At 35.4% G+C, this 20,730-nt stretch carries 17 protein-coding genes; 12 read left to right on the top strand and 5 right to left on the bottom strand.

From position 1 onward, the window contains the following. Positions 1-15 precede the first annotated feature (15 nt). Positions 16-1,236 (bottom strand): aminotransferase class I/II-fold pyridoxal phosphate-dependent enzyme, encoded by a 1,221-nt coding sequence (locus QSV08_RS07390; protein ID WP_324027761.1) that lies wholly within the window; start codon positions 1,234-1,236, stop codon positions 16-18. Between the two features lie 150 nt (positions 1,237-1,386). Here QSV08_RS07390 and QSV08_RS07385 point away from each other — a divergent pair, with 150 nt between their 5' ends. Beyond that, positions 1,387-1,845 (top strand): Lrp/AsnC family transcriptional regulator, encoded by a 459-nt coding sequence (locus tag QSV08_RS07385; RefSeq protein WP_324027760.1) that lies wholly within the window; start codon positions 1,387-1,389, stop codon positions 1,843-1,845. Between the two features lie 48 nt (positions 1,846-1,893). After that, positions 1,894-3,300 carry a dihydrolipoyl dehydrogenase gene (gene lpdA / locus QSV08_RS07380; RefSeq protein WP_324027759.1) on the top strand — a complete coding sequence of 469 codons (1,407 nt, stop codon included), beginning with the start codon at positions 1,894-1,896 and terminating at the stop codon, positions 3,298-3,300. A 73-nt stretch (positions 3,301-3,373) separates the two neighbouring features. Here the strand turns inward: lpdA and QSV08_RS07375 are convergent, their stop codons facing one another. Continuing rightward, positions 3,374-4,558 (bottom strand): heparan-alpha-glucosaminide N-acetyltransferase domain-containing protein, encoded by a 1,185-nt coding sequence (locus QSV08_RS07375; RefSeq protein WP_324027758.1) that lies wholly within the window; start codon positions 4,556-4,558, stop codon positions 3,374-3,376. A 128-nt stretch (positions 4,559-4,686) separates the two neighbouring features. Here QSV08_RS07375 and QSV08_RS07370 point away from each other — a divergent pair, with 128 nt between their 5' ends. From QSV08_RS07370 to QSV08_RS07350, 5 genes are all read left to right on the top strand, one after another. Further along, positions 4,687-5,223, top strand: coding sequence for an NADPH-dependent FMN reductase (locus QSV08_RS07370; RefSeq protein WP_324027757.1), 537 nt, complete (start codon positions 4,687-4,689; stop codon positions 5,221-5,223). Positions 5,224-5,298: 75 nt separating this feature from the next. Then, a complete protein-coding gene (tilS, locus tag QSV08_RS07365; RefSeq protein ID WP_324027756.1) occupies positions 5,299-6,609 on the top strand; it encodes a tRNA lysidine(34) synthetase TilS in 1,311 nt (436 codons plus the stop codon). After that, entirely contained in the window at positions 6,606-8,570 is a 1,965-nt protein-coding gene (locus tag QSV08_RS07360; protein ID WP_324027755.1) for a protein-disulfide reductase DsbD family protein, read from the top strand. The genes tilS and QSV08_RS07360 overlap by 4 nt, the downstream gene beginning before the upstream one ends. A 108-nt stretch (positions 8,571-8,678) precedes the next feature. Further along, complete coding sequence (locus tag QSV08_RS07355; RefSeq protein WP_324027754.1) at positions 8,679-11,072, top strand: penicillin acylase family protein; 2,394 nt, start codon at positions 8,679-8,681, stop codon at positions 11,070-11,072. A 2-nt stretch (positions 11,073-11,074) separates the two neighbouring features. After that, complete coding sequence (locus QSV08_RS07350) at positions 11,075-12,610, top strand: YifB family Mg chelatase-like AAA ATPase (RefSeq protein ID WP_324027753.1); 1,536 nt, start codon at positions 11,075-11,077, stop codon at positions 12,608-12,610. 4 nt (positions 12,611-12,614) lie between these two features. Here the strand turns inward: QSV08_RS07350 and QSV08_RS07345 are convergent, their stop codons facing one another. From QSV08_RS07345 to QSV08_RS07335, 3 genes are all read right to left on the bottom strand, one after another. Further along, on the bottom strand, positions 12,615-13,730 hold the full coding sequence (locus QSV08_RS07345) for a pyridoxal phosphate-dependent aminotransferase (protein WP_324027752.1): 1,116 nt from the start codon (positions 13,728-13,730) through the stop codon (positions 12,615-12,617). Positions 13,731-13,908: 178 nt separating this feature from the next. Then, complete coding sequence (locus tag QSV08_RS07340) at positions 13,909-14,472, bottom strand: hypothetical protein (protein ID WP_324027751.1); 564 nt, start codon at positions 14,470-14,472, stop codon at positions 13,909-13,911. Between the two features lie 10 nt (positions 14,473-14,482). Then, on the bottom strand, positions 14,483-14,929 hold the full coding sequence (locus tag QSV08_RS07335; protein WP_133687347.1) for a hypothetical protein: 447 nt from the start codon (positions 14,927-14,929) through the stop codon (positions 14,483-14,485). Between the two features lie 214 nt (positions 14,930-15,143). On the opposite strand from QSV08_RS07335, the gene QSV08_RS07330 reads away from it, so the two are divergent. The 5 genes from QSV08_RS07330 to ilvD all read left to right on the top strand — a co-directional run bounded on the left by QSV08_RS07330 (position 15,144) and on the right by ilvD (position 20,715). Further along, positions 15,144-16,337, top strand: coding sequence for an Nramp family divalent metal transporter (locus QSV08_RS07330; RefSeq protein WP_324027750.1), 1,194 nt, complete (start codon positions 15,144-15,146; stop codon positions 16,335-16,337). Beyond that, positions 16,338-17,081 (top strand): 5-oxoprolinase subunit PxpA, encoded by a 744-nt coding sequence (gene pxpA / locus QSV08_RS07325; RefSeq protein WP_324027749.1) that lies wholly within the window; start codon positions 16,338-16,340, stop codon positions 17,079-17,081. Then, entirely contained in the window at positions 17,078-17,815 is a 738-nt protein-coding gene (gene pxpB / locus QSV08_RS07320; protein WP_324027748.1) for a 5-oxoprolinase subunit PxpB, read from the top strand. Before pxpA ends, pxpB begins: the two co-directional genes overlap by 4 nt. After that, positions 17,808-18,647, top strand: coding sequence for a biotin-dependent carboxyltransferase family protein (locus QSV08_RS07315; RefSeq protein ID WP_324027747.1), 840 nt, complete (start codon positions 17,808-17,810; stop codon positions 18,645-18,647). Before pxpB ends, QSV08_RS07315 begins: the two co-directional genes overlap by 8 nt. Positions 18,648-19,038: 391 nt before the next feature. Beyond that, positions 19,039-20,715, top strand: a complete 1,677-nt coding sequence (gene ilvD / locus QSV08_RS07310) for a dihydroxy-acid dehydratase (protein WP_324027746.1) — start codon at positions 19,039-19,041, stop codon at positions 20,713-20,715. Positions 20,716-20,730 lie beyond the last annotated feature (15 nt).

Here is a 20,730-nt window from a genome sequence, read left to right as displayed (position 1 = left end):
TCTAGAATTGAAAGATTATGCTTTTATGCTTTTGACATCCAGTATATTAAGGTCTTCAAGGCATTTTCTCATTAAGGTATAGGTTCTTTGAATATCATCATCTAAGCCAATTGAAAATCGAATTAATCCATTTCCAAGTCCCATTTCTTCTTGTTCCTCTAACGGAATTTCTGAAGATGTGGAGCTTCCGGGTGCGCTGAATAATGTTTTGTAAAATCCGAGGCTAACTGCTAAATAACCTAATTTTCTTTCTTGCATTAATTCCATCAATGCATTTGCATTCTCAAGAGTACCTACATCCATAGTTACTAATCCGCCATACCCGTATTCCGGATTCATTTGATCTTCCATAATTAAATGTCCTGGGTGAGAAGGGAGTCCTGGGTAGACAATACGTAATCCGTCTTTTTCAAAATTCTCTGCTAAGAACTGTGCATTTTCACTATGCTTTTTCATACGAATATGCAACGTGCGCATGTTCTTTAGAATAGAAGCGGCACGTGTGCTATCTAGAGTGCTGCCTAAAAGCATACCTGCACCGTTATTTACATCTTTAAGACTAAGACAGAATTCTGTAGTACCACAAACAACACCGGCAACACAGTCGCTGGTTCCGTTAATGAATTTTGTAAGACTATGAATAACGATGTCCGCTCCTAGTTTTGCAGGTGAAACAGTTAAAGGAGAAAAAGTATTATCAACTATTAATGGTAATTCATTTTTCTTGGCAATACGTGAAAGTGCAGAGATATCGGCAACCTCTAAAAGCGGATTACTAACACTTTCGCAATATATCATTTTAGTGTTTGGTGTAATAGCTGCGGCTACTGCATCAAGATCTGTAATGTCTAAAAAGGTAGTTTTAATTCCGAATTTTATTAAGAAGTTTTTCATGAACGCATAGGTACCTCCATAAATAGTTCTACTACTAATAATATGGTCCCCGGCATTACATAATTGTAAAATAACAGCCGTAATAGCTCCCATACCACTAGCGGTTACATTTGCACTCTCGGTACCTTCTAATGCTGCTAATGCCTCACCTAAATATAAATTTGAAGGGGAGGAGTGTCTGCTGTACAAATAACAACCCTCGGTATTACCTTCAAAGGTATCGAACATGGTTTTTGCCGATATAAAGGTATAGGTTGAAGAATCGGATATAGAAGGATTTACTCCGCCATATTCTCCGAAGTATTGTAGGTCTTGTAAGTCATTGCTGTTCTTTTGGCTCATGGGTTGTTGTTTTTAGTAAAAATAACGTTTGAGTGTAAAATTGTCAATATGAAGTTGTTTTATTAGATTTTAAAACTATTATTTATAATTAATTAGAATTTTAATCTATATTTAATTAAATTAGATGGATTAATTAGAATTTCAATCACTATGAAGCTAGATCAAACCGATAACAGTCTTTTGGAGCTTTTACAGGCAGATAGTAAGAAGACAACTAAGGAATATGCTTTAAAATTAGGACTTTCAACAACGGCGATTTATGAACGTATTAAACGATTAGAAAGAGTTGGTGCCATTAGAAGTTACGTAGCGTTAGTCGATAAGGCCATTGTAGATAGGAATTTTACGGTGTTTTGCCATGTTAAACTTGTGCAACATGTAAAGGATAATATAGCACAATTTGAAGCTCAAGTTATGCGTTTACAAGAGGTGGTAGAGTGCCACCATTTAAGTGGAGATTATGATTACTTGTTGAAAATTCACGTTCGAGATATGGATGCATACCGAAATTTTATGGTCAATAAATTAACCACCATGAATCATATTGGTAGTACCCAAAGTTCTTTTACCATAAAAGAGGTAAAGCATTCTACGGCTATACCCCTTTAAAACTAAAAATAGTATTAATTTTGTAGGACATTAGAAAACAAATATTTTATGGATCAATATGATGTAGCCATTATAGGCTCAGGACCTGGAGGATACGTAGCAGCAATACGTTGTGCTCAATTAGGAATGAAAACAGCAATAATTGAAAAATATTCCACGTTAGGTGGAACATGTTTAAATGTTGGATGTATTCCTTCTAAGGCGATGTTAGATTCTTCTCATCATTATGAAGATGCTGTTAAGCATTTTGAAGAGCATGGAATTGAAATTCCTGGTGAGATTAAAGTGAATTTAGAAAAAATGATTGCTCGTAAGCAAGGTGTTGTTGATCAGACTACCAAGGGAATTGAGTTCTTGATGGACAAGAATAAAATTACTGTTTACGAAGGCGTTGGTAGTTTTAAAGATGCCACGCATGTAAACATTAAAAAGAATGATGGTAAAACAGAAGAAATTGAAGCGAAAAATGTAATCATCGCTACAGGTTCTAAACCGTCGACTTTACCATTTATTAAATTAGATAAAGAACGTATTATTACTTCTACCGAGACTTTAGAGCTTAAAGAGATACCAAAACATATGATTGTTATTGGTGGTGGTGTAATTGGTTTAGAATTAGGGCAGGTATATAAAAGACTAGGTGCAGATGTTACTGTAGTTGAGTTTATGGATCGTATTATTCCTGGTATGGATGCTGCGCTTTCTAAAGAGTTGACCAAGGTGATGAAAAAGCAAAAAGTAAAATTTGCCTTATCGCACAAAGTAAAGTCTGTTGAAAGAAAAGGCGATCAGGTAATCGTTAAGGCTGATAACAAAAAAGGTGAAGAAGTTGTTTTTGAAGGTGATTATTGTTTAGTTGCTGTAGGTAGAAAACCATATACTGACGGACTAAATGCTGATGCTGCAGGTGTAAAGCTTGATGATAGAGGTAAAGTGATTGTTGATGAGCATTTGAAAACAAGTGCCGATAACATTTACGCTATCGGTGATGTAATCAAAGGTGCTATGTTGGCTCACAAAGCTGAAGAAGAAGGTACTTTGGTTGCTGAGATATTAGCGGGTCAAAAACCACATATCGATTATAACTTAATACCTGGTGTAGTATATACATGGCCAGAGGTTGCTGCTGTTGGTAAAACAGAAGAGGAATTGAAAGAAGCGGGTGTAGAATATAAGGTTGGTCAATTTCCAATGCGTGCATTAGGTCGTGCTAGAGCAAGTATGGATACTGACGGATTTGTAAAGATTCTTGCAGATAAAAAGACAGATGAAGTTTTAGGTGTACATATGGTTGGTGCGCGTTGTGCCGATTTAATTGCCGAAGCGGTAACTGCGATGGAGTTTAGAGCGTCTGCAGAAGATATTTCTAGAATGAGCCACGCTCACCCAACATACGCAGAAGCGGTTAAAGAGGCAGCATTAGCGGCTACAGATAACCGTGCTTTGCATGTTTAACTAGATTAAAATTTTTGATATTTAAAAAGGCAGCCAATTGGCTGCCTTTTTTGTTTTGTATTAAAACGTGAACTTAGTTTTTAATTAAGCCTAGCACACGTAATACTTTTTCTGTGGCTGTTCTTAAAACTTCAAAAGCGATTATTGCAAATTGCTCTAAGTAGATTCTTGTAGAAGATAAAATTGCACGTACGTTTACTTTTAATTCCGCTTTATGGTCTTCATATTTTAAAGCTAAATAGGTGCTCGCTATCATAAATAGAATCGCACCAGGTACAACCAAGTACGGATTCATTGAATGATGAAAGAATCGATATAGACCTACACCGGTAAAACTGCCATATAAGATGATGAAATGAATAATATAGATAGATAAAGTGCTTTGACCTATTCTTAACCATGTTGCATTCATTAAGACTTTTCTTAATAAAATGAATATGGAGAAAACGATTAGAACATCACCTAAACGAATGAATAGATAATTGTTGTCATTAATAGCTTGAAACAATTGTATACCTGTAATATCATAAACTGAAAGGAAAAAATCTGAAGAAAGAAATATCAAAATCAATCCTGTAGCGATGTAAGTCGGTACTATGAAATTGTATAAATTTTTGCTTTCCTGGTGCTTAGAAAATAGTACGGACATAAAACTACCAATAGTGGCGTAGCCCAACCATGGTATAATGGTGAAAACTGAGCCATTTGCCTTGGTTAAATAATTTGCAAATACCTGCGGTAAAAATTCAAAACTAGATGCTTTATACATAGGTTCGAAAATGAACAGCAGTAGCGTAGTAGACATTAGTATTGTTGGGAAAATCCATTTTTGCTTAGCAAAGGTTAAAATGTAGAAACCAATAATGAATAATATCGATAATCCTATACAATGCAGTACATCTACTAGGTAGAACGAATCATATATTTCACCTTTGAACAAACCGAAAATGTTCATTCGTAAAAGGTAGGCGATGACCAATAATTCAAATCCGCGTTTAATACCCTTTTTAACTCGTGGGTTAGCCCAACCAGTTTGCTTGGATCTAATTAATAAGAATGTAAAAATGAATCCTGATACGGTAAAGAATACCGGAGCGGTAATTCCTCTAAAATACTTCCAAGTACTGAACAGCATATTAGAGTTGTCTCTGAAAGCATTATCAAGCAGACCATCAATAAAATGACCCTGTAGCATCATTAAGATAGCCCATGCCCTAATGGCGTCTAAAAAAAACAATCTTGACTTAGAGTTGCTCATTATCACAATTATATCCTATATACTTATAAAACAGTATGTTTGGATGTTTGAAGCGGCAAAATTAGATAAAATATCTTAACGTTCATCGGATTTGAATTAAATTCGCAATCATACAATAAAATAGGTCTATGAGTTATGTTTTAGCATTTGCAGGTAGCAATTCTTCAGTATCCATTAATTATAAATTGGTTAAGCATACTGCTACCCTAATAAAAGGGGAAGAAGTGAGGTTGAGAGATCTTTCTAAATATCCATTTCCGATGTATAGTCAAGATGCAGAAAAGGAAAACGGATTCTCGAATTCTTTGGTGGAATTCAATAACGAAATAGCCAATTCTAAAGGATTAATTATCTCAGTAAATGAACATAATAGTTACCCGTCTGCATATTTTAAGAATACGATGGACTGGTTGTCTCGAATAGATTCTAAATTTCTTGCGGATAAGAAGATTTTATTGATGGCTACTTCAGGTGGTGGTCGTGGTGCTATTGGTGCTTTAGAAGTGGCAGAAAAAATGATTGCTAGATTTCAAGGTACCGTGGTTGAATCATTCTCATTACCTCATTATAATGATAACTTTGACGAAGTCAAAGGAATTACTAATGCCGAGTTGGCTGAAATTCATGCAGCTAAAGTAGCTTCTTTTATAAAGTCTATTTCTTAAATATTTAAATTAGTTATAAGTTAAATAAATCTTAGGCTTCTCTATTAAACTAGGGGACTTCCTTACCTTTATTGCGTGTTAAAAGCATTCAAAAAACATATTGAAGATTCTTTTCCAGAATTGTTAGATGCTCACTTCATCATTGCATGTAGTGGTGGTCTAGATAGTACTGTGCTTGTGGAGCTTTGCCATCAAGCAAATTTGAAATTTTCTTTAGCACATTGTAATTTTAGGTTGCGTGGCACAGCTAGTGATGGCGATGAAGCTTTTGTGCGTGATTATGCCAAAAAGATAGAGAAAGAGGTTGTTATAACAAATTTCGATACTCTTGGCTATGTAAATCAGCATAAGGTTTCTGTGCAAATGGCTGCTCGAGAACTTCGTTATGCTTGGTTCGAGCAATTACTAAAAGAAAATAAAGGTACTTATCTACTAACAGCTCATCATGCAAACGATAATTTAGAAACGTTTATAATCAATTTATCTCGAGGTACAGGTATCGATGGCTTAACGGGTATACCTGCTAAAATAAATGATATACGAAGACCTTTGTTTCCTTTTACTAGGCAAGAACTGGAATCTTTTGCAGAGGTTCAAAAAATGGAATGGCGTGAAGATGCGAGTAATGCCGATGCGAAATACTTACGTAATAAAATACGATTAGAGATTATTCCGAAGTTGAAAGAATTGCATCCTACTTTTTCAGATAATTTCAAGAATACACTAAGCTATTTACAGCAGACCGAAACTATTGCTTCAGCTTACCTTAAGAAATTAAAAGAAGAACTCTTTGTTGATAATGATGGTAAGTTTGAAATTGAAATCGCAAAATTAAAAGAGTTACATCCGCTTTCTACCTATCTACATGGATTGTTTAGTGCTTACGGATTTAAAGAAATGGATAATCTTGAAGCATTGTTAGACGGACTTTCTGGTAAGCAATTAGCTTCGAGTTCACATGTTTTGGTTAAGAATCGAGATGTATTGATTTTAACTTCAAACGTAGAAAGCAAATCGGATGCTCAGGAGTATCTGATTACGGAAGAAGAAGTACCTTTGAACCTTCCGTTAAACTTAAAATTTTCGGTAGTACCCGAACGTTATGATAATACAGATACAGCAATATTCGTTCAAAAGAATGCATTAAAGTATCCATTGACAGTAAGAAAATGGAAAACTGGCGACTATTTTTATCCGATAGGTTTAAACCGGAAAAAGAAATTGTCAAAGTATTTTAAAGACGAAAAAGTAGATGTTTTGTCTAAGGAAGAAACTTGGTTGTTATGCTCAGAAGGGCAAATTGTTTGGGTTATTGGTATGCGTGCAGACCATCGTTTTAGAGTTGACGATACCGCTCAAGATATTTTAAAAATAGAATTTACATGATTAGATTTTTTGCATTATTACTATTTATTGTTGTGTTGCCATTGGGTGTTTTTGCACAAACAGAAGATGAGCCTGTAGTTTGGGAACAGAAGATTAATAAAATATCAGAATCGGAATATGAGCTGGTAATGCAAGCCAAAATATTAGATGGTTGGCATATGTATTCTCAATTTACGTCTGAATTTGGTTCTTTGCCAAGCGAGTTTACCTATAACGGTAATGGCACTATATATGAACTTATTGATGGTACAGAAGAGAGTGAAACTATAAAAGAATACAGTGAGATTTTTGAGGTTGAAGAAACCTATTTTAAAGATGATGCGACCTTTACACAGCGTATTAAAATAGTAGATCCAGCAATAAATCAAATCGATGTTGACTTATTTTTTCAAGTATGTGAAGAGGTTTGTATCCCTATGGATAAGAAGTTCATCTTTACCTTAGATGGTTCTGCGGCTGAAGCAGTTGTAGCGACTGTTGATGATAGAAGTTTGGCTTTAGGGCAAGAATTACGATTAGATTTAAAGAATAGAGAACTGCTAACTCAGGGTCAAGATAATATTGCAGAGACTACTAATATTTGGGTGATTTTCGGATTAGGTTTTCTTGGCGGATTAATAGCTTTATTGACACCCTGTGTGTTTCCAATGATTCCGCTAACGGTATCATTCTTTACCAAGCATTCTCAGAATAAATCGAAAGGGATCGTAAATGCATTGCTTTATGGCTTCTTTATTATTTTAATTTATTTTTTATTGAGCTTACCGTTTCATTTATTCGACTCAGTAGATTCTCAAATTCTGAATTCCATTGCTACAAATGTATGGTTGAATTTGTTATTCTTTGTGATATTCATATTCTTCGCCTTTTCGTTTTTCGGATATTATGAATTGACCTTACCAAACTCATGGGCAAATAAAATGGATGATGCATCGTCGAAGGTTGGTGGTGTTTTAGGTATCTTTTTTATGGCAGTTACATTGGCAATTGTCTCTTTCTCATGTACAGGTCCTATTTTAGGCGGATTACTTGGAGGAACTACTTTGGCAGAAGGTGAAGTAGCTACGAATCTTACCGCTGGTATGACTGGTTTCGGTGTTGCATTGGCATTACCTTTTGCTTTGTTTGCATTATTCCCAGCATGGTTAAATTCACTTCCGAAATCTGGCGGATGGATGACTACAGTTAAAGTAGTGTTGGGTTTCTTAGAAATTGGTTTAGCATTAAAATTCTTGTCGAATGCAGATTTAGTAGGCCATTGGGGTATTCTGAAAAGAGAAGTATTCTTAGGTATTTGGATTGTTTTAGGAATAGCAATGACATTGTACTTGTTCGGATTATATAAATTTCCGCATGATGGTCCTATTAAAAAATTATCTATTGGTAGAAAAGTTGCTGCCTTTATTAGTGCCGCCTTTACTATTTATATGATATTAGGAGTAACGAAAGTTACGAACCTAAAATTATTAAGTGGCTTTCCGCCACCAGAGTTTTATAGCGTTTTTGAACAAGAAAGCGATTGCCCACTAGGTATCGATTGCTTTAAAGATTTTGATGAAGGTCTTGCGTATGCGAAAGAGGTGAATAAACCTATTCTATTAGATTTTACGGGTTGGGCATGTGTCAACTGTAGAAAGATGGAAGAGAATGTTTGGAGCGATGCCGAAGTCTTCCCGATCATAAAGGATAACTACGTGCTTATTTCTTTATATACCGATGATAGAGAAGAACTGCCGGAAGCTGAACAATTTAATTTTCAGTATGATAGCGGTCGGGTTAAAGAAATTTCGAACATTGCCCAAAAATGGGGAACCTTTCAAGATGTAAACTTTAAATCTATTTCTCAACCATTTTACGTATTGCTTTCTCCAGATTTGAAAGTGCTAAATACGTCTATTCAAAATTCAGATGTACCAACCTATAAAAACTGGTTGTTAGAAGGTTTGAAAAATAATAACTAAAGTATTGCTTTTGTAGGATGTTAACTACTTGTCAATAATAAGCAGAGCTACGAAGCGTTTATTGAAAAAAATAGTTTTAACTTGGGAACGTTTCCCCCAAACTAAACTATGAAAGCATTAAAAAAAATAGGAGTACTCCTGTTGATTGTTGTTACCCTTCTGATCATTGTTGTCGGAGTATTTGCATACACTTTAAAACCAGATTATTCTGGTGAAAAAGAATTAGTAGACCTTCAAAAAGAGGTCACCGTGTACTACGATGAATACGGTATTCCCCATATTTACGGTGAAAATGAAAAAGATGCCTTTAGAACTTTAGGCTATGTTCATGCACAAGATCGTTTGTGGCAAATGGAGCTGTTGCGAAGAATTGCAAGTGGTGGTTTGTCTGAAGTTTTTGGTGCCGATTTAATTGGTACAGATAAATTCTTTTTATCACTTGGTATTGCAGATGCCTCTAAAGAGTCCGCCACTAATGCGGATTTAAGTGATGCCGGAGTAATACTATCAAAGGCATATTTAGATGGTATTAATCAATTTATAAACGAAGGACCAACACCTGTTGAATTTTATCTTACAGGAATAGAAAAGAAAGAATTTGTTTTAGAAGATATCTATAATACTATCGGCTATATGGCTTTTAGTTTTGCAATGGCACACAAGACAGATCCCCTTTTGACTACTATAAATAACAAGCTAGGCACTGAATACTTGAATGATTTACATGTTGGCTCAAGTGCAGAAACGGAGTGGATAAAGAATTATAATCCATTGCAGTCAGATACTATTCAAAATAACCTAACTGCAGCTGTTAACAAAGCATTGGGTGCGTTAGATATCCCTTTATTTGAAGGTAGTAATAGTTGGGTGATTGCACCTAAAAAAACAAAGAACGGTAAGGTTATTTTAGCTAATGATCCTCACATTGGTTTTTCTCAGCCATCTGTTTGGTATGAAGCTCATATAGAAACACCGACGTATTCAAAGTACGGCTACCATATTGCTGGTATACCATTTCCACTTTTAGGGCATAATAGAAAAGTAGCGTACGGTATTACCATGTTCGAAAATGATGATGTTGATTTCTATTACGAGCAGAACAACCCTGAAAATGAGAATCAATACTTATCTGAAAATGGGTATATAGATTATGAAATCATTACAAAGAGTTTTAAAGTAAAAGATTCGTCTGAAGTTGAGTTTTCATATAAAAAATCGAACCACGGACCAATTTTAAACGGAATTGCAGATCAGGTGCAAGGTGAACGACCAATTGCCATATCGTGGTTATATACTCAAATGGATAATAAAGTTATAGATGCTTTATTTGGTTTAAGTCATTCTAATAACCTTACGGAGTTTAAGACTGCTTTACCAAAAATTCATGCACCAGGTTTAAATATTATGTACGGAGATGATGAAGGCAATGTAGCATGGTTTGCCACTGCCCAGCTTTATAAAATTCCTGATTCGATAAATACAAAGTTGGTATTTGAAGTAGGTGAGGGACTTCCGGTAGAAAAAGAGTTTATTGATTTTAATGAGAATCCGCAGGCAATAAATCCGCCAAGCAACTACGTATATTCCGCTAATAATCAACCAGATTCTATAGCAGGTATGTTGTATCCAGGTTACTATTTACCTGAAAACAGAGGGAAACGAATAGTGCAGTTATTAGAACCTAAGAATGATTGGGATTTAGATGCTGCAAGTGAAATGATAACAGACGTTATTTCAGCTGTGGATCCAGAAATTGTCACCAATTTATCTAAATATTTAGATGTTTCATTATTAAGTGAAAACGGATTAAAAGCTATTGACAGTTTAAAAATGTGGAAAGGTGACTATGAGCTTTCATCAATAGAGGCTACTATTTACAATAGATGGGTGTATTACTTTTTAGAGAATACTTTTGAAGATGAATTGGAAACGGAGTTGTTTAATCAATTTTTAGATACTCACTTTACAAAAAGATTAATAGCTCCATTATCCAAAGATGAAGAGTCTGTTTGGTTAGATAATGTAAATACAGCCGATGTTCAAGAAACCATGGCTGATATAGTAAATATGTCTTTTATGGAGGCAGTATTTTCTTTAGAAAAAGATTTTGGTGATAATATGGATTATTGGCAATGGGAGAGAGTGCATAGTATTGAACATCCACACCCTATTGGTCAAATAGCAGCCTTGCGTTCTTTCTTTAATGTAGGCCCTTATCCTGTGAATGGTACAAGAGAAGTAATCAATAATCTGGCATTTTCTTATGATGCTACGGGTTTTTATAAAACGACCTCGGGCCCTTCTACTAGAAGACTTATAGATTTCTCTGATGTAGAGAATAGTATCAGCATTTTACCAACTGGGCAATCTGGTAATCCGTTTAGTAAACACTACAAAGATCAGGCAGAAATGTATGTTAACGGAGAGTTTCGTAAAATGATGATGAATGAGGCTGAAATTAAAATGAGTAAAGAAATCCTTACATTTAAGCCAAAGGATTAAAAATGCTTACAAAAGTTTATGGGAGTGCAGTATTTGGTGTTGAGGCCACAACAATAATTGTGGAAGTAAATATCGACAAGGGAATTGGTTATCATTTAGTAGGGTTGCCCGATAATGCTATTAAAGAAAGTAATTATAGAATAGCTGCTGCATTACAGAATAACGGTTATAAAATTCCCGGTAAAAAAATCACTATAAATATGGCACCTGCAGATCTTCGAAAAGAAGGTTCTGCGTATGATCTTACCTTGGCTATCGGAATTTTGGCCGCATCTAGTCAAATTAAATCTGAAAATATTGAGAAGTATATCATCATGGGCGAACTGTCTTTAGATGGTAGTTTACAACCAATAACAGGAGCATTGCCTATAGCTATAAAAGCACAGCAAGAAGGATTTGTCGGATTCATTTTGCCAACGGCAAATGCCAAAGAAGCTGCTATTGTTGGAGATTTGAAAGTATACGGCATTGATAATATTAAACAAGTATTAGAGTTCTTTGATCAAGGCACTCCGCTTGAGCAAACTATTATAGATACTAGAGAAGAGTTTTATAAGAATTTAGATTTCCCAGAATTTGATTTTTCTGATGTTAAGGGACAAGAAAGTATTAAACGTTGTATGGAAATAGCCGCAGCAGGCGGACATAATATAATTTTGATTGGTCCACCAGGTGCTGGTAAAACCATGTTAGCAAAGCGGTTACCTTCTATTTTGCCACCAATGACTTTGCATGAAGCTTTAGAAACCACTAAAATACATAGTGTAGTTGGTAAAATAAAGAATATGGGGTTAATGAGCCAGAGACCATTTAGAAGTCCTCATCACACAATATCTGACGTCGCTTTAGTTGGTGGAGGTTCATATCCACAACCAGGAGAAATTTCTCTTTCTCATAACGGCGTGTTATTCTTAGATGAATTACCTGAATTTAAACGTGGTGTGTTGGAGGTTATGCGTCAGCCTTTAGAAGATAGAGAGGTAACAATTTCTCGTGCGCGTTTTACGGTAACTTACCCAAGTAGTTTTATGTTAGTGGCTAGTATGAATCCTAGTCCGGGTGGGTATTTCAATGATCCAGATGCTCCCGTAACTTCATCACCTGCTGAAATGCAACGGTATTTAAGTAAAATATCTGGTCCGCTTTTGGATCGTATCGATATTCATATTGAGGTTACTCCAGTTCCGTTTGAAAAACTATCCGAAGAAAGAAAAGGAGAGGGGAGTGTTGAAATTAGAAAACGTGTTACTGCAGGAAGAGAATTACAAACAGTAAGATTCGAGGGGTTAGAAAATGTGCATTACAATGCTCAAATGAATACAAAACAAATTCGTACTCATTGCAAATTAGATGATAAGTCTAAGGCATTATTGAAAAATGCGATGGAGCGATTAAATCTTTCCGCTAGGGCTTATGATAGAATACTTAAGGTAGCAAGAACTATTGCTGATTTAGCTGGAGAGCAGAAATTGAATGGCGACCATATTTCAGAGGCCATTCAATATAGGAGTTTAGATAGAGAAGGTTGGTTAGGGTAATTAGTTAGCCCATTACCTTTCTGAGTGCTTTATCAAATTGCTTTACTTCTTCGATTGTTCCTGTACTAATACGTGCCCAATCGGTAAAAGGAGGGAAAGGTCTACCTATAAGAACATTCTCTTTTTTCATGGCTACAATCATTTCAGAAATGGGTCGTCCTGTTTTAAAGAAAACAAAGTTGGTATGCGACTTTTGGTGTTCTAAGTTTAAATCAGTTAACGTCTTATAAATAATATTCTTTGCTTCTACATTTTTAGCGACACTAAATTTGTAAAATTCATCATCTCTTAAAGCCTCTTTTGCTGCTTCAATGGCTAGAATATTGGTCATCGCCATTACGTTTTTCTTTAATCTGGTGGCTATATCTGGTCTAGCTACCAAGTATCCAATACGTAAACCAGCAAGACCATATACCTTTGAAAATGTTTTTGAGACGATAACATTCATGTTCTCTTTTACCAATTCTATCATAGAAGGGTAGTCGGGTTCGGTAATAAAATCATAATAAGCTTCATCACTAAAAACCATTGTTCTTTTACTAGCCGAAGAACAGAAATCTCGCAGCTTATTTTTATCTAATAATGTACCTGTTGGGTTATTGGGGTTGCAAATGAAAATCAAACCCGTTTTGGAAGTAATACGTTTTTCCATTTCAACTAAATCATGGCCCATATTTGCATCTACCGGAACACGATGAACTGTTGCTCCAAAATTTTCGGCATAGGTCATTAATGATTGAAACGTGGGATCGGCAGCAATGATTTCTCCGCCATTTATTCCGTAAGTCATACCAGCTGCTTTTAAGCCTTCGGTCGAGCCTCCTGTTATTACAATATGGTCTTTTGTTACTCCTTCTTTTTGAGCTATTTGTTCTACTAAAGGACGTAAAACAATAGAAGGGTATCTACATGCAATATCTAAAGATTTGGTTATAACATCTCTAACTGCTTTTGATGGTCCGTACGGATTTTCGTTAGAATTTAATTTTGCAATACCTTTCTCTATTGTAGGATAAGAATTTTTGGTAGGTATAGCTAAGGCACTAAATCCGCCTAAGAAAGTAAAGCCACTAGATAGTCCCGCAGTTTTAAGCCATTGTCTTCGGTCAAAGTTGTTCATTTATCATCTCTTTAGTAGGTAAAAGATACAATAAATAGACTATAATAAGCTTAGTTTAATACACTGGGGCAGTATTTTTTTATTCGTTATTCGAGATTTAAAATTTGACGCCTGTTTAGCAAGTTGTTGTTTTGCTTTTCTTATCAATAAAACCGTGAACTAGAACTAATTTTATTAATTATGAATACAACTCTTCATTATTAATATCGTCTTCGTTGTTATTTGGTGCTGTAAAAATATCTTTAAGTATGTAACTGGTAACAATGGTTAGACCAAGTGTAAGGGTTGGTATTGCGTAATCCCAACTTAATAATTTCATGAGACCACCACAGATAAGGGTAATTACACCGATTACCATGACAAAATTCCATATAATTTCGGTCGTGCTATTCTTAACACCATCTTCTTTAGACATAAAGTAAGAGGTGCCTTCCATCGCAAACCATGCAATGAAAGTAAATGCGGTACCAATTTGAAAAAACAGCGTATGGGTAAAATCTAAAATTGTTAAAAGTCCGTTGGTCGTCCAGAAAAGTACCAATGCCATTTTAATTAAATCGACGGTCTTTTTTTCTTCCTTTTTCAAAAAGCGTAATCCGTATAGTACAAGAATCGCTGCAAAAGAGATGAAAATAATTCCTTCAGAAAACGGCCAGTGTAGTATTCGCATTACCACACCCATTAAAAGTGTGGCTATTGCTGCTCTAATCGGATTTCTAAATGCTTTTTTAGAATTTTCCATATCTGGTTTTTTAGTTAATAACTTTAATGTTGGCTTTTAGACCTTGCATTATTCCGATGATATTGTTTACGGTTTCATTTAAGTAATACCGTACTACGATATGCGGAATTCTAATGGTTGTAAATCCATTTTTAAAGGAGTGCATCGCTTCTTCTAAATTGTTGATAGCCTCATGTTCGGTCAGCTTATCATATTCAGAGTCAATTTCAATATTAAGTTTTACACGAGAAATGGCGATATCGATAGATTTTTTACCATCCCACCATTCTAACATGGGGTTTACACCAGCTTCTTTCAGCGCATAATAGAGCTGAATAGCTTCTAAAGGTGTATTGTGTTTATTGATCAATAACTTAATACGTTCATGGTGCTTCATGCAAAGCTCTACGCCAGCACTCTCCATTGCATTTTTGTGGTCTAAATAACCGAGTTCTTTGTTACATTCTAAGCAAATCATTAATAGGTTAAGTTTAAGGTTTGGGGATAGCTATAACCCACTTATTTTTGGATTAGTATGTAATCTCGATGAACGACATCCAAGTTTTAGACGAACTGCATTTTTTTAGATGAACGGCATTTTGAAATGTTAAAATTGTGGTGAAATTGATTCTGGGTATGGTGAGAAAATTCAGATTAACCAATTATATTTACAAGAACGATAATTTTACTACATGTTTAAGAAATTAGGTCCGGGTGTACTGGTAGCCGCAGCGTTTATTGGTCCTGGTACGGTTACGGCATGTACCTTGGCAGGTGTCAATTTTGGATTTAGTTTGCTGTGGGCCATGTTGTTATCTATTATAGCGACCTATGTTCTTCAAGAAATGTCTGCCCGTTTAGGTATCGTAACCCAGAAGGGATTGGCAGATGTAATCAAACAAGAGCTACATAACCCCTGGATTCGTAATAGCGTCATAGCTCTTATCTTTTCTGCTATTATTATTGGTAATGCTTCTTATGAAGCAGGTAATATAGGTGGTGCCACCTTAGGTATGGAAGCTTTGTTTGGTATGGAGTATAGTAATCTATATCCTTTTATATTAGGCGGATTGGCTTTTGTACTATTGTATTTGGGCAGTTACAAGTCATTAGAGAAAGTGTTTATTGTACTTGTACTTATTATGAGTTTATCGTTTGTAATGACGGCAATTTTGACAAAGCCAGATGTGTGGGAGCTTATTAAAGGGTTGTTCATGCCTACAATCCCTGAAAAAGGTATTCTTACCATAATCGCCTTGGTTGGTACTACCGTAGTACCTTATAATCTATTTCTGCATGCAGCATTGGTAAGTGAGAAGTGGAAATCTAAAGATGATTTAAAATTGGCTAAGCGGGATACCTTGGTTTCAATTATTTTAGGCGGACTCGTTTCTGTCAGTATAATTATATCTGCTGCGGCTATAAACTCTACAGAGGTAAATAATGTTATGGATATGGCAAAAGCCCTAGAACCTTTATATGGTTCTGCTGCTTTGTACTTTTTAGGTATAGGTATGTTTGCTGCCGGTATTACCTCTGCTATTACTGCACCTTTGGCTGCTGCCTATGTTGCAAATAGTTGTTTTGGGTGGAATGCAGGGTTTAAAGATGCTAAGTTTAGAATGATATGGATAATGATTCTAATATTGGGAGTATTCTTTTTATCCTTCGGAATTAAACCTATTGAGATTATAAAATTCGCCCAGATTACCAATGGCTTGTTGCTACCTATAATTGCAGTCTTTTTATTGTGGGTTGTAAATAGAACGGGAGTGATGGGAGAATATAAGAATAACATGATGCAGAATATATTCGGAGGACTGATTATTCTGCTTTCCGTTTTATTGGGTGCTAAAAGTATACTAACAGTATTAGGTGTTTTGTAAATGGCGAAAAGAACTATAGATATTAATTGTGATGTAGGGGAAGGTGTAGGTAATGAAGAAGCGCTATTTCCACTCATTAGTTCTTGCAATATTGCTTGTGGTGGTCATGCGGGTTCTAAAGAGAGTATAGTGTTCTGTTTAGAGTTGGCCAAGAAGTATAATGTAAAGGTAGGTGCGCATCCATCCTATCCTGATAAAGAAAATTTTGGCCGTGTCTCAATGAACTTGTCCGACGATGAATTAATCCAAAGTATAAAACAACAAATGCAGTTGTTTATGTCTTTATGTAGTCAGATGGATGTTGAATTGAATCATATTAAACCGCACGGAGCACTTTATAATGATATCGCTAAAGATGAACATCTAGCGAAAACGTTTTTGACTGGTATAGAAGAATTCAAAAAAGGCGCAGTATTATATGTTCCTTTTTGTAGTGTTATTCAAAGATTGGCATTAGAAAACGGATTTAAAGTCTTGGTTGAAGCCTTCGCTGATAGAAATTACAATACTGATTTAAGTTTAGTGTCTAGAAAAGAAAGTAATGCCTTAATAACCGAAGGTAAAGAGGTTTTGGCTCATCTATTAAGAATGTATAACGAAAATGAGGTAAAAACGGTGAGTGGAGATAATATTCCTATTATCGCAAATACCTATTGTATTCATGGTGATACACCTTCGGCATTGCAAATTTTGGCGTATCTTTCAAATGAATTACCACATCATAATCTACTCGTAAAATCGTGAATTCCCCTAAAATACATATCAAACCATTTGGAGTGCATTCTGTCTTAATTGAATGGCCAAATGAGGTTAGTGAAATCATATTAGAAAAAATATTACATTTTGAACGGTTTTTAAATAAAGAAGTGTTTACGAATAAGGAGTGGGAGTTAGTACCTTCTTATAATTCACTTTTAATTATTAATAGGACAAAACAGATCGATTTTCAGAAATTATCTGCTGATATAAACAACTGGTATGTGCAATTAAAAGAATCTCCAAAACCAGATAGGTACCTATGGCGATTACCAGTTTGTTATGATTTGGAATTTGGTTTAGACCTTGAAGAGGTCGCCAATCACTTTCATAAAACAAAAGAAGAAATTATAGCCTTGCATACTGGGGCTACTTATACAGTATTCGGTATTGGGTTTTTACCGGGCTTTATGTATTTAGGTGGTATTAATAAAGAATTAGAATTGCCTAGAAAAGCTACGCCAAGATCAAAAGTTGTTAAAGGCGCTGTTGGTATTGCAGGTAAACAAGCAGGAATCTATCCACAAGAATCACCAGGAGGTTGGAATATTATCGGAAATTGTGCAGTGCCTATTTTTGATGCATCCAAAGAGAATCCATGTTTTGTAAGCGTTGGCGATAAAATTGAATTCTACAAAATATCAAGAGCAGAACATGACCTTCATAGAATAGAAGCAGAAGTGGGAATATATAAACCTGAAAAAATTAAAATAGATGCTTAAAGTTCTAAAAGCAGGTTTTTACACCACAGTACAAGATGCAGGTAGATTCCATTATAGAAATAAAGGAGTACCCGTATCTGGAGTAATGGATGAAATGACGGTATTTAAAGTGAATTCTTTGTTAGAGAATAAAGAGTCTTCTGCCGTATTGGAAATTACTATGACGGGGCCAACGCTCATCTTCGAAAAAGAAACATATATGTCGCTTGGTGGTGCAAAAATGTCTGCTACACTTAATAATTTACCTATTCAGAATTATAAAGTCTATATGATAGAAAAAGGTGATATCCTTTCTTTTGGTCGTTTAGAGAAAGGGTTTAGATCTTACCTTGCTGTAAAGGGCGGTTTTACTTCTAAAGAAATATTAGGTAGTCGATCTTTTTATAAGCCTATTACCAAAGTCAATAGATTAACCGATAATGATGTGGTTCCTTTTTCGGTGGTAGAAAACTTTCAACCGAAAATATCAGAAATTAAAGTGGCGTCATTTTTAGACGAAACGGTTCTAGAGGTAAATAAAGCACCAGAATTTGATATTTTAAGCGATAAGCAGCTAGAAGAAATTTTCTCTAAAACATTTACTGTCGCCCATGAGAATAACAGAATGGCATATCAGTTATCAGAAACAATAGCACCACATACGAACTCAATGCTTACTTCTGCAACTATACCTGGTACGGTACAATTAACACCTGCAGGTAAATTGATGGTACTTATGAAAGACGGACAGACAACTGGCGGATACTTAAGGGCTGTTCAATTAACAGATAAGGCAATATGCATTCTAGCACAAAAGAAGGGCGGAGACGCTATTAGCTTTAAATTGGTGTAATTTATTACTTTTTGAACCGATTTTGTTAAGGGGTTATTTATCACCTATATTTTCATTACTATTGTAATATGAAATTATCAAACCTAAATATTGAACTAGTCATTGTCATTCCTAATCTGGGATGATATAGCTTTTCAATATGTAGAAAAACCTGTATCAGATATATTTGATGCAGGTTTTTTTATGTTTTATAGATAATTACACACAGTTTTGAAGTATTGAATGTGGTATAAAACATTGTTTTAAATATCTTAAAATGAGGTATTTAAGCTGTTTTTTGACAAAGTGAATTTGTATTGACCATTATTGTTAAAATTAGAAATTTTTATAAACTTTTATCTTTGATTAAGGAGTATTTAAGAAATCAAGATAAGCATACGAGAATTATATTATGGAGTTGAACAAACATAGTAAGAATGTAACCCAAGATCCAACACAACCAGCGGCACAAGCAATGCTTTATGCTATCGGTTTAACTGAAGAAGATCTAAAGAAACCATTAATTGGTATTGGTAGTACAGGTTATGAGGGTAACCCTTGTAATATGCACTTAAATGACTTGGCTCAAGAGGTCAAAGTCGGTGTTAACGGCAGTGGCTTGGTTGGTCTCGTTTTTAATACTATTGGTGTAAGTGATGGTATATCTATGGGTACTTACGGTATGCGTTATTCTTTACCTTCTAGAGATATTATCGCTGATTCTATGGAAACAGTGGTACAAGCAATGAACTATGATGGTTTAGTTACTGTTGTTGGTTGCGATAAAAATATGCCAGGTGCACTTATGGCGATGATTCGTTTAAATAGACCATCAGTTTTAGTGTATGGTGGTACTATTGCTTCCGGTTGTTATAAAGATAAGACCTTAGATATCGTTTCCGCTTTTGAAGCATGGGGCGAGAAGGTTGCTGGTACAATGAATGAGGAGGATTATAAAGGTGTAATTCAGAATGCATGCCCTGGTGCAGGTGCTTGTGGTGGTATGTATACTGCTAATACGATGGCATCTGCTATTGAAGCTCTAGGTATGGCATTGCCTTACAACTCTTCTAACCCGGCTATTGGAAAAGATAAGCAATACGATGCTATAAACTCTGGTAAGGCTTTAAGAAACCTTTTAGAGAAAGATATTAAACCAAGCGATATCATTACCCGTAAATCAATGGAGAATGCTATTCGCTTGCTAACACTTTTGGGTGGGTCAACGAATGCAGTTTTACACTTTTTGGCAATTGCGAAAGCTGCAGATGTAGATTTCACTTTAGATGATTTTCAAAAAATTAGTGATACTACGCCATTCTTGGCAGATTTAAAACCAAGTGGAAAATTCTTAATGGAAGATGTTCACCGTGTAGGTGGTGTACCTGCCGTTATGAAGTTTATGCTTGAAAACGATATGTTACATGGCGATTGTCTTACTGTTACCGGTAAAACAATTGCAGAGAATTTAGCTGATGTACCTGGTTTATTAGAACATCAGCAGGTTATTAAGCCTTTGAGCAATCCTATTAAGGCAACTGGTCATTTACGTATTCTTTATGGTAATCTAGCCACTGAAGGATCGGTTGCTAAAATTACGGGTAAAGAAGGATTGTATTTCTCTGGTCCGGCTAAAGTATATAATGACGAGTTTCTTGCTAATGCCGGTATCGGTAGAGGTGAGGTGAAAAAAGGTGATGTTGTGGTTATTCGTTATGAAGGTCCAAAAGGAGGACCGGGTATGCCAGAAATGTTGAAGCCTACTGCTGCTATTATGGGTGCTGGTCTAGGTAAGGATGTTGCTTTAATTACAGATGGTCGTTTCTCTGGTGGTACACATGGTTTCGTTGTAGGTCATGTTGCTCCTGAAGCACAAGAAGGTGGAGCAATCGGTTTGTTAGAAGATGGAGATATTATCACTATTGATGCTGAGAAAAATGAGATTTCGGTTAACCTAACGGATGATCAATTAGCGGAAAGAAAGAAGAAATGGAAACAACCGGAATTAAAGGTAAAAAGAGGAAGCTTATACAAGTACGCTCGTATGGTATCATCAGCATCTAAAGGTTGTGTTACCGATGAATTTTAAATAACACCGGCTAGA

The organism is Maribacter sp. BPC-D8, from assembly GCF_035207705.1.
Taxonomy (GTDB): Bacteria; Bacteroidota; Bacteroidia; order Flavobacteriales; family Flavobacteriaceae; genus Maribacter.
The sequence above is the reverse complement of the archived record's forward strand: the minus strand, read 5'-3'. Positions and strand labels throughout refer to the sequence as shown.

Excerpts from the sequence above, each read along its gene's own strand:
- QSV08_RS07390 (WP_324027761.1), bottom strand. The coding sequence starts at position 1,236 with ATGAGCCAAAAGAACAGCAATGACTTACAAGACCTACAATACTTCGGA.
- QSV08_RS07385 (WP_324027760.1), top strand. The coding sequence starts at position 1,387 with ATGAAGCTAGATCAAACCGATAACAGTCTTTTGGAGCTTTTACAGGCA.
- lpdA (WP_324027759.1), top strand. The coding sequence starts at position 1,894 with ATGGATCAATATGATGTAGCCATTATAGGCTCAGGACCTGGAGGATAC.
- QSV08_RS07375 (WP_324027758.1), bottom strand. The coding sequence starts at position 4,558 with ATGAGCAACTCTAAGTCAAGATTGTTTTTTTTAGACGCCATTAGGGCA.
- QSV08_RS07370 (WP_324027757.1), top strand. The coding sequence starts at position 4,687 with ATGAGTTATGTTTTAGCATTTGCAGGTAGCAATTCTTCAGTATCCATT.
- QSV08_RS07360 (WP_324027755.1), top strand. The coding sequence starts at position 6,606 with ATGATTAGATTTTTTGCATTATTACTATTTATTGTTGTGTTGCCATTG.
- QSV08_RS07355 (WP_324027754.1), top strand. The coding sequence starts at position 8,679 with ATGAAAGCATTAAAAAAAATAGGAGTACTCCTGTTGATTGTTGTTACC.
- QSV08_RS07350 (WP_324027753.1), top strand. The coding sequence starts at position 11,075 with ATGCTTACAAAAGTTTATGGGAGTGCAGTATTTGGTGTTGAGGCCACA.
- QSV08_RS07345 (WP_324027752.1), bottom strand. The coding sequence starts at position 13,730 with ATGAACAACTTTGACCGAAGACAATGGCTTAAAACTGCGGGACTATCT.
- QSV08_RS07340 (WP_324027751.1), bottom strand. The coding sequence starts at position 14,472 with ATGGAAAATTCTAAAAAAGCATTTAGAAATCCGATTAGAGCAGCAATA.
- QSV08_RS07335 (WP_133687347.1), bottom strand. The coding sequence starts at position 14,929 with ATGATTTGCTTAGAATGTAACAAAGAACTCGGTTATTTAGACCACAAA.
- QSV08_RS07330 (WP_324027750.1), top strand. The coding sequence starts at position 15,144 with ATGTTTAAGAAATTAGGTCCGGGTGTACTGGTAGCCGCAGCGTTTATT.
- pxpA (WP_324027749.1), top strand. The coding sequence starts at position 16,338 with ATGGCGAAAAGAACTATAGATATTAATTGTGATGTAGGGGAAGGTGTA.
- QSV08_RS07315 (WP_324027747.1), top strand. The coding sequence starts at position 17,808 with ATGCTTAAAGTTCTAAAAGCAGGTTTTTACACCACAGTACAAGATGCA.
- ilvD (WP_324027746.1), top strand. The coding sequence starts at position 19,039 with ATGGAGTTGAACAAACATAGTAAGAATGTAACCCAAGATCCAACACAA.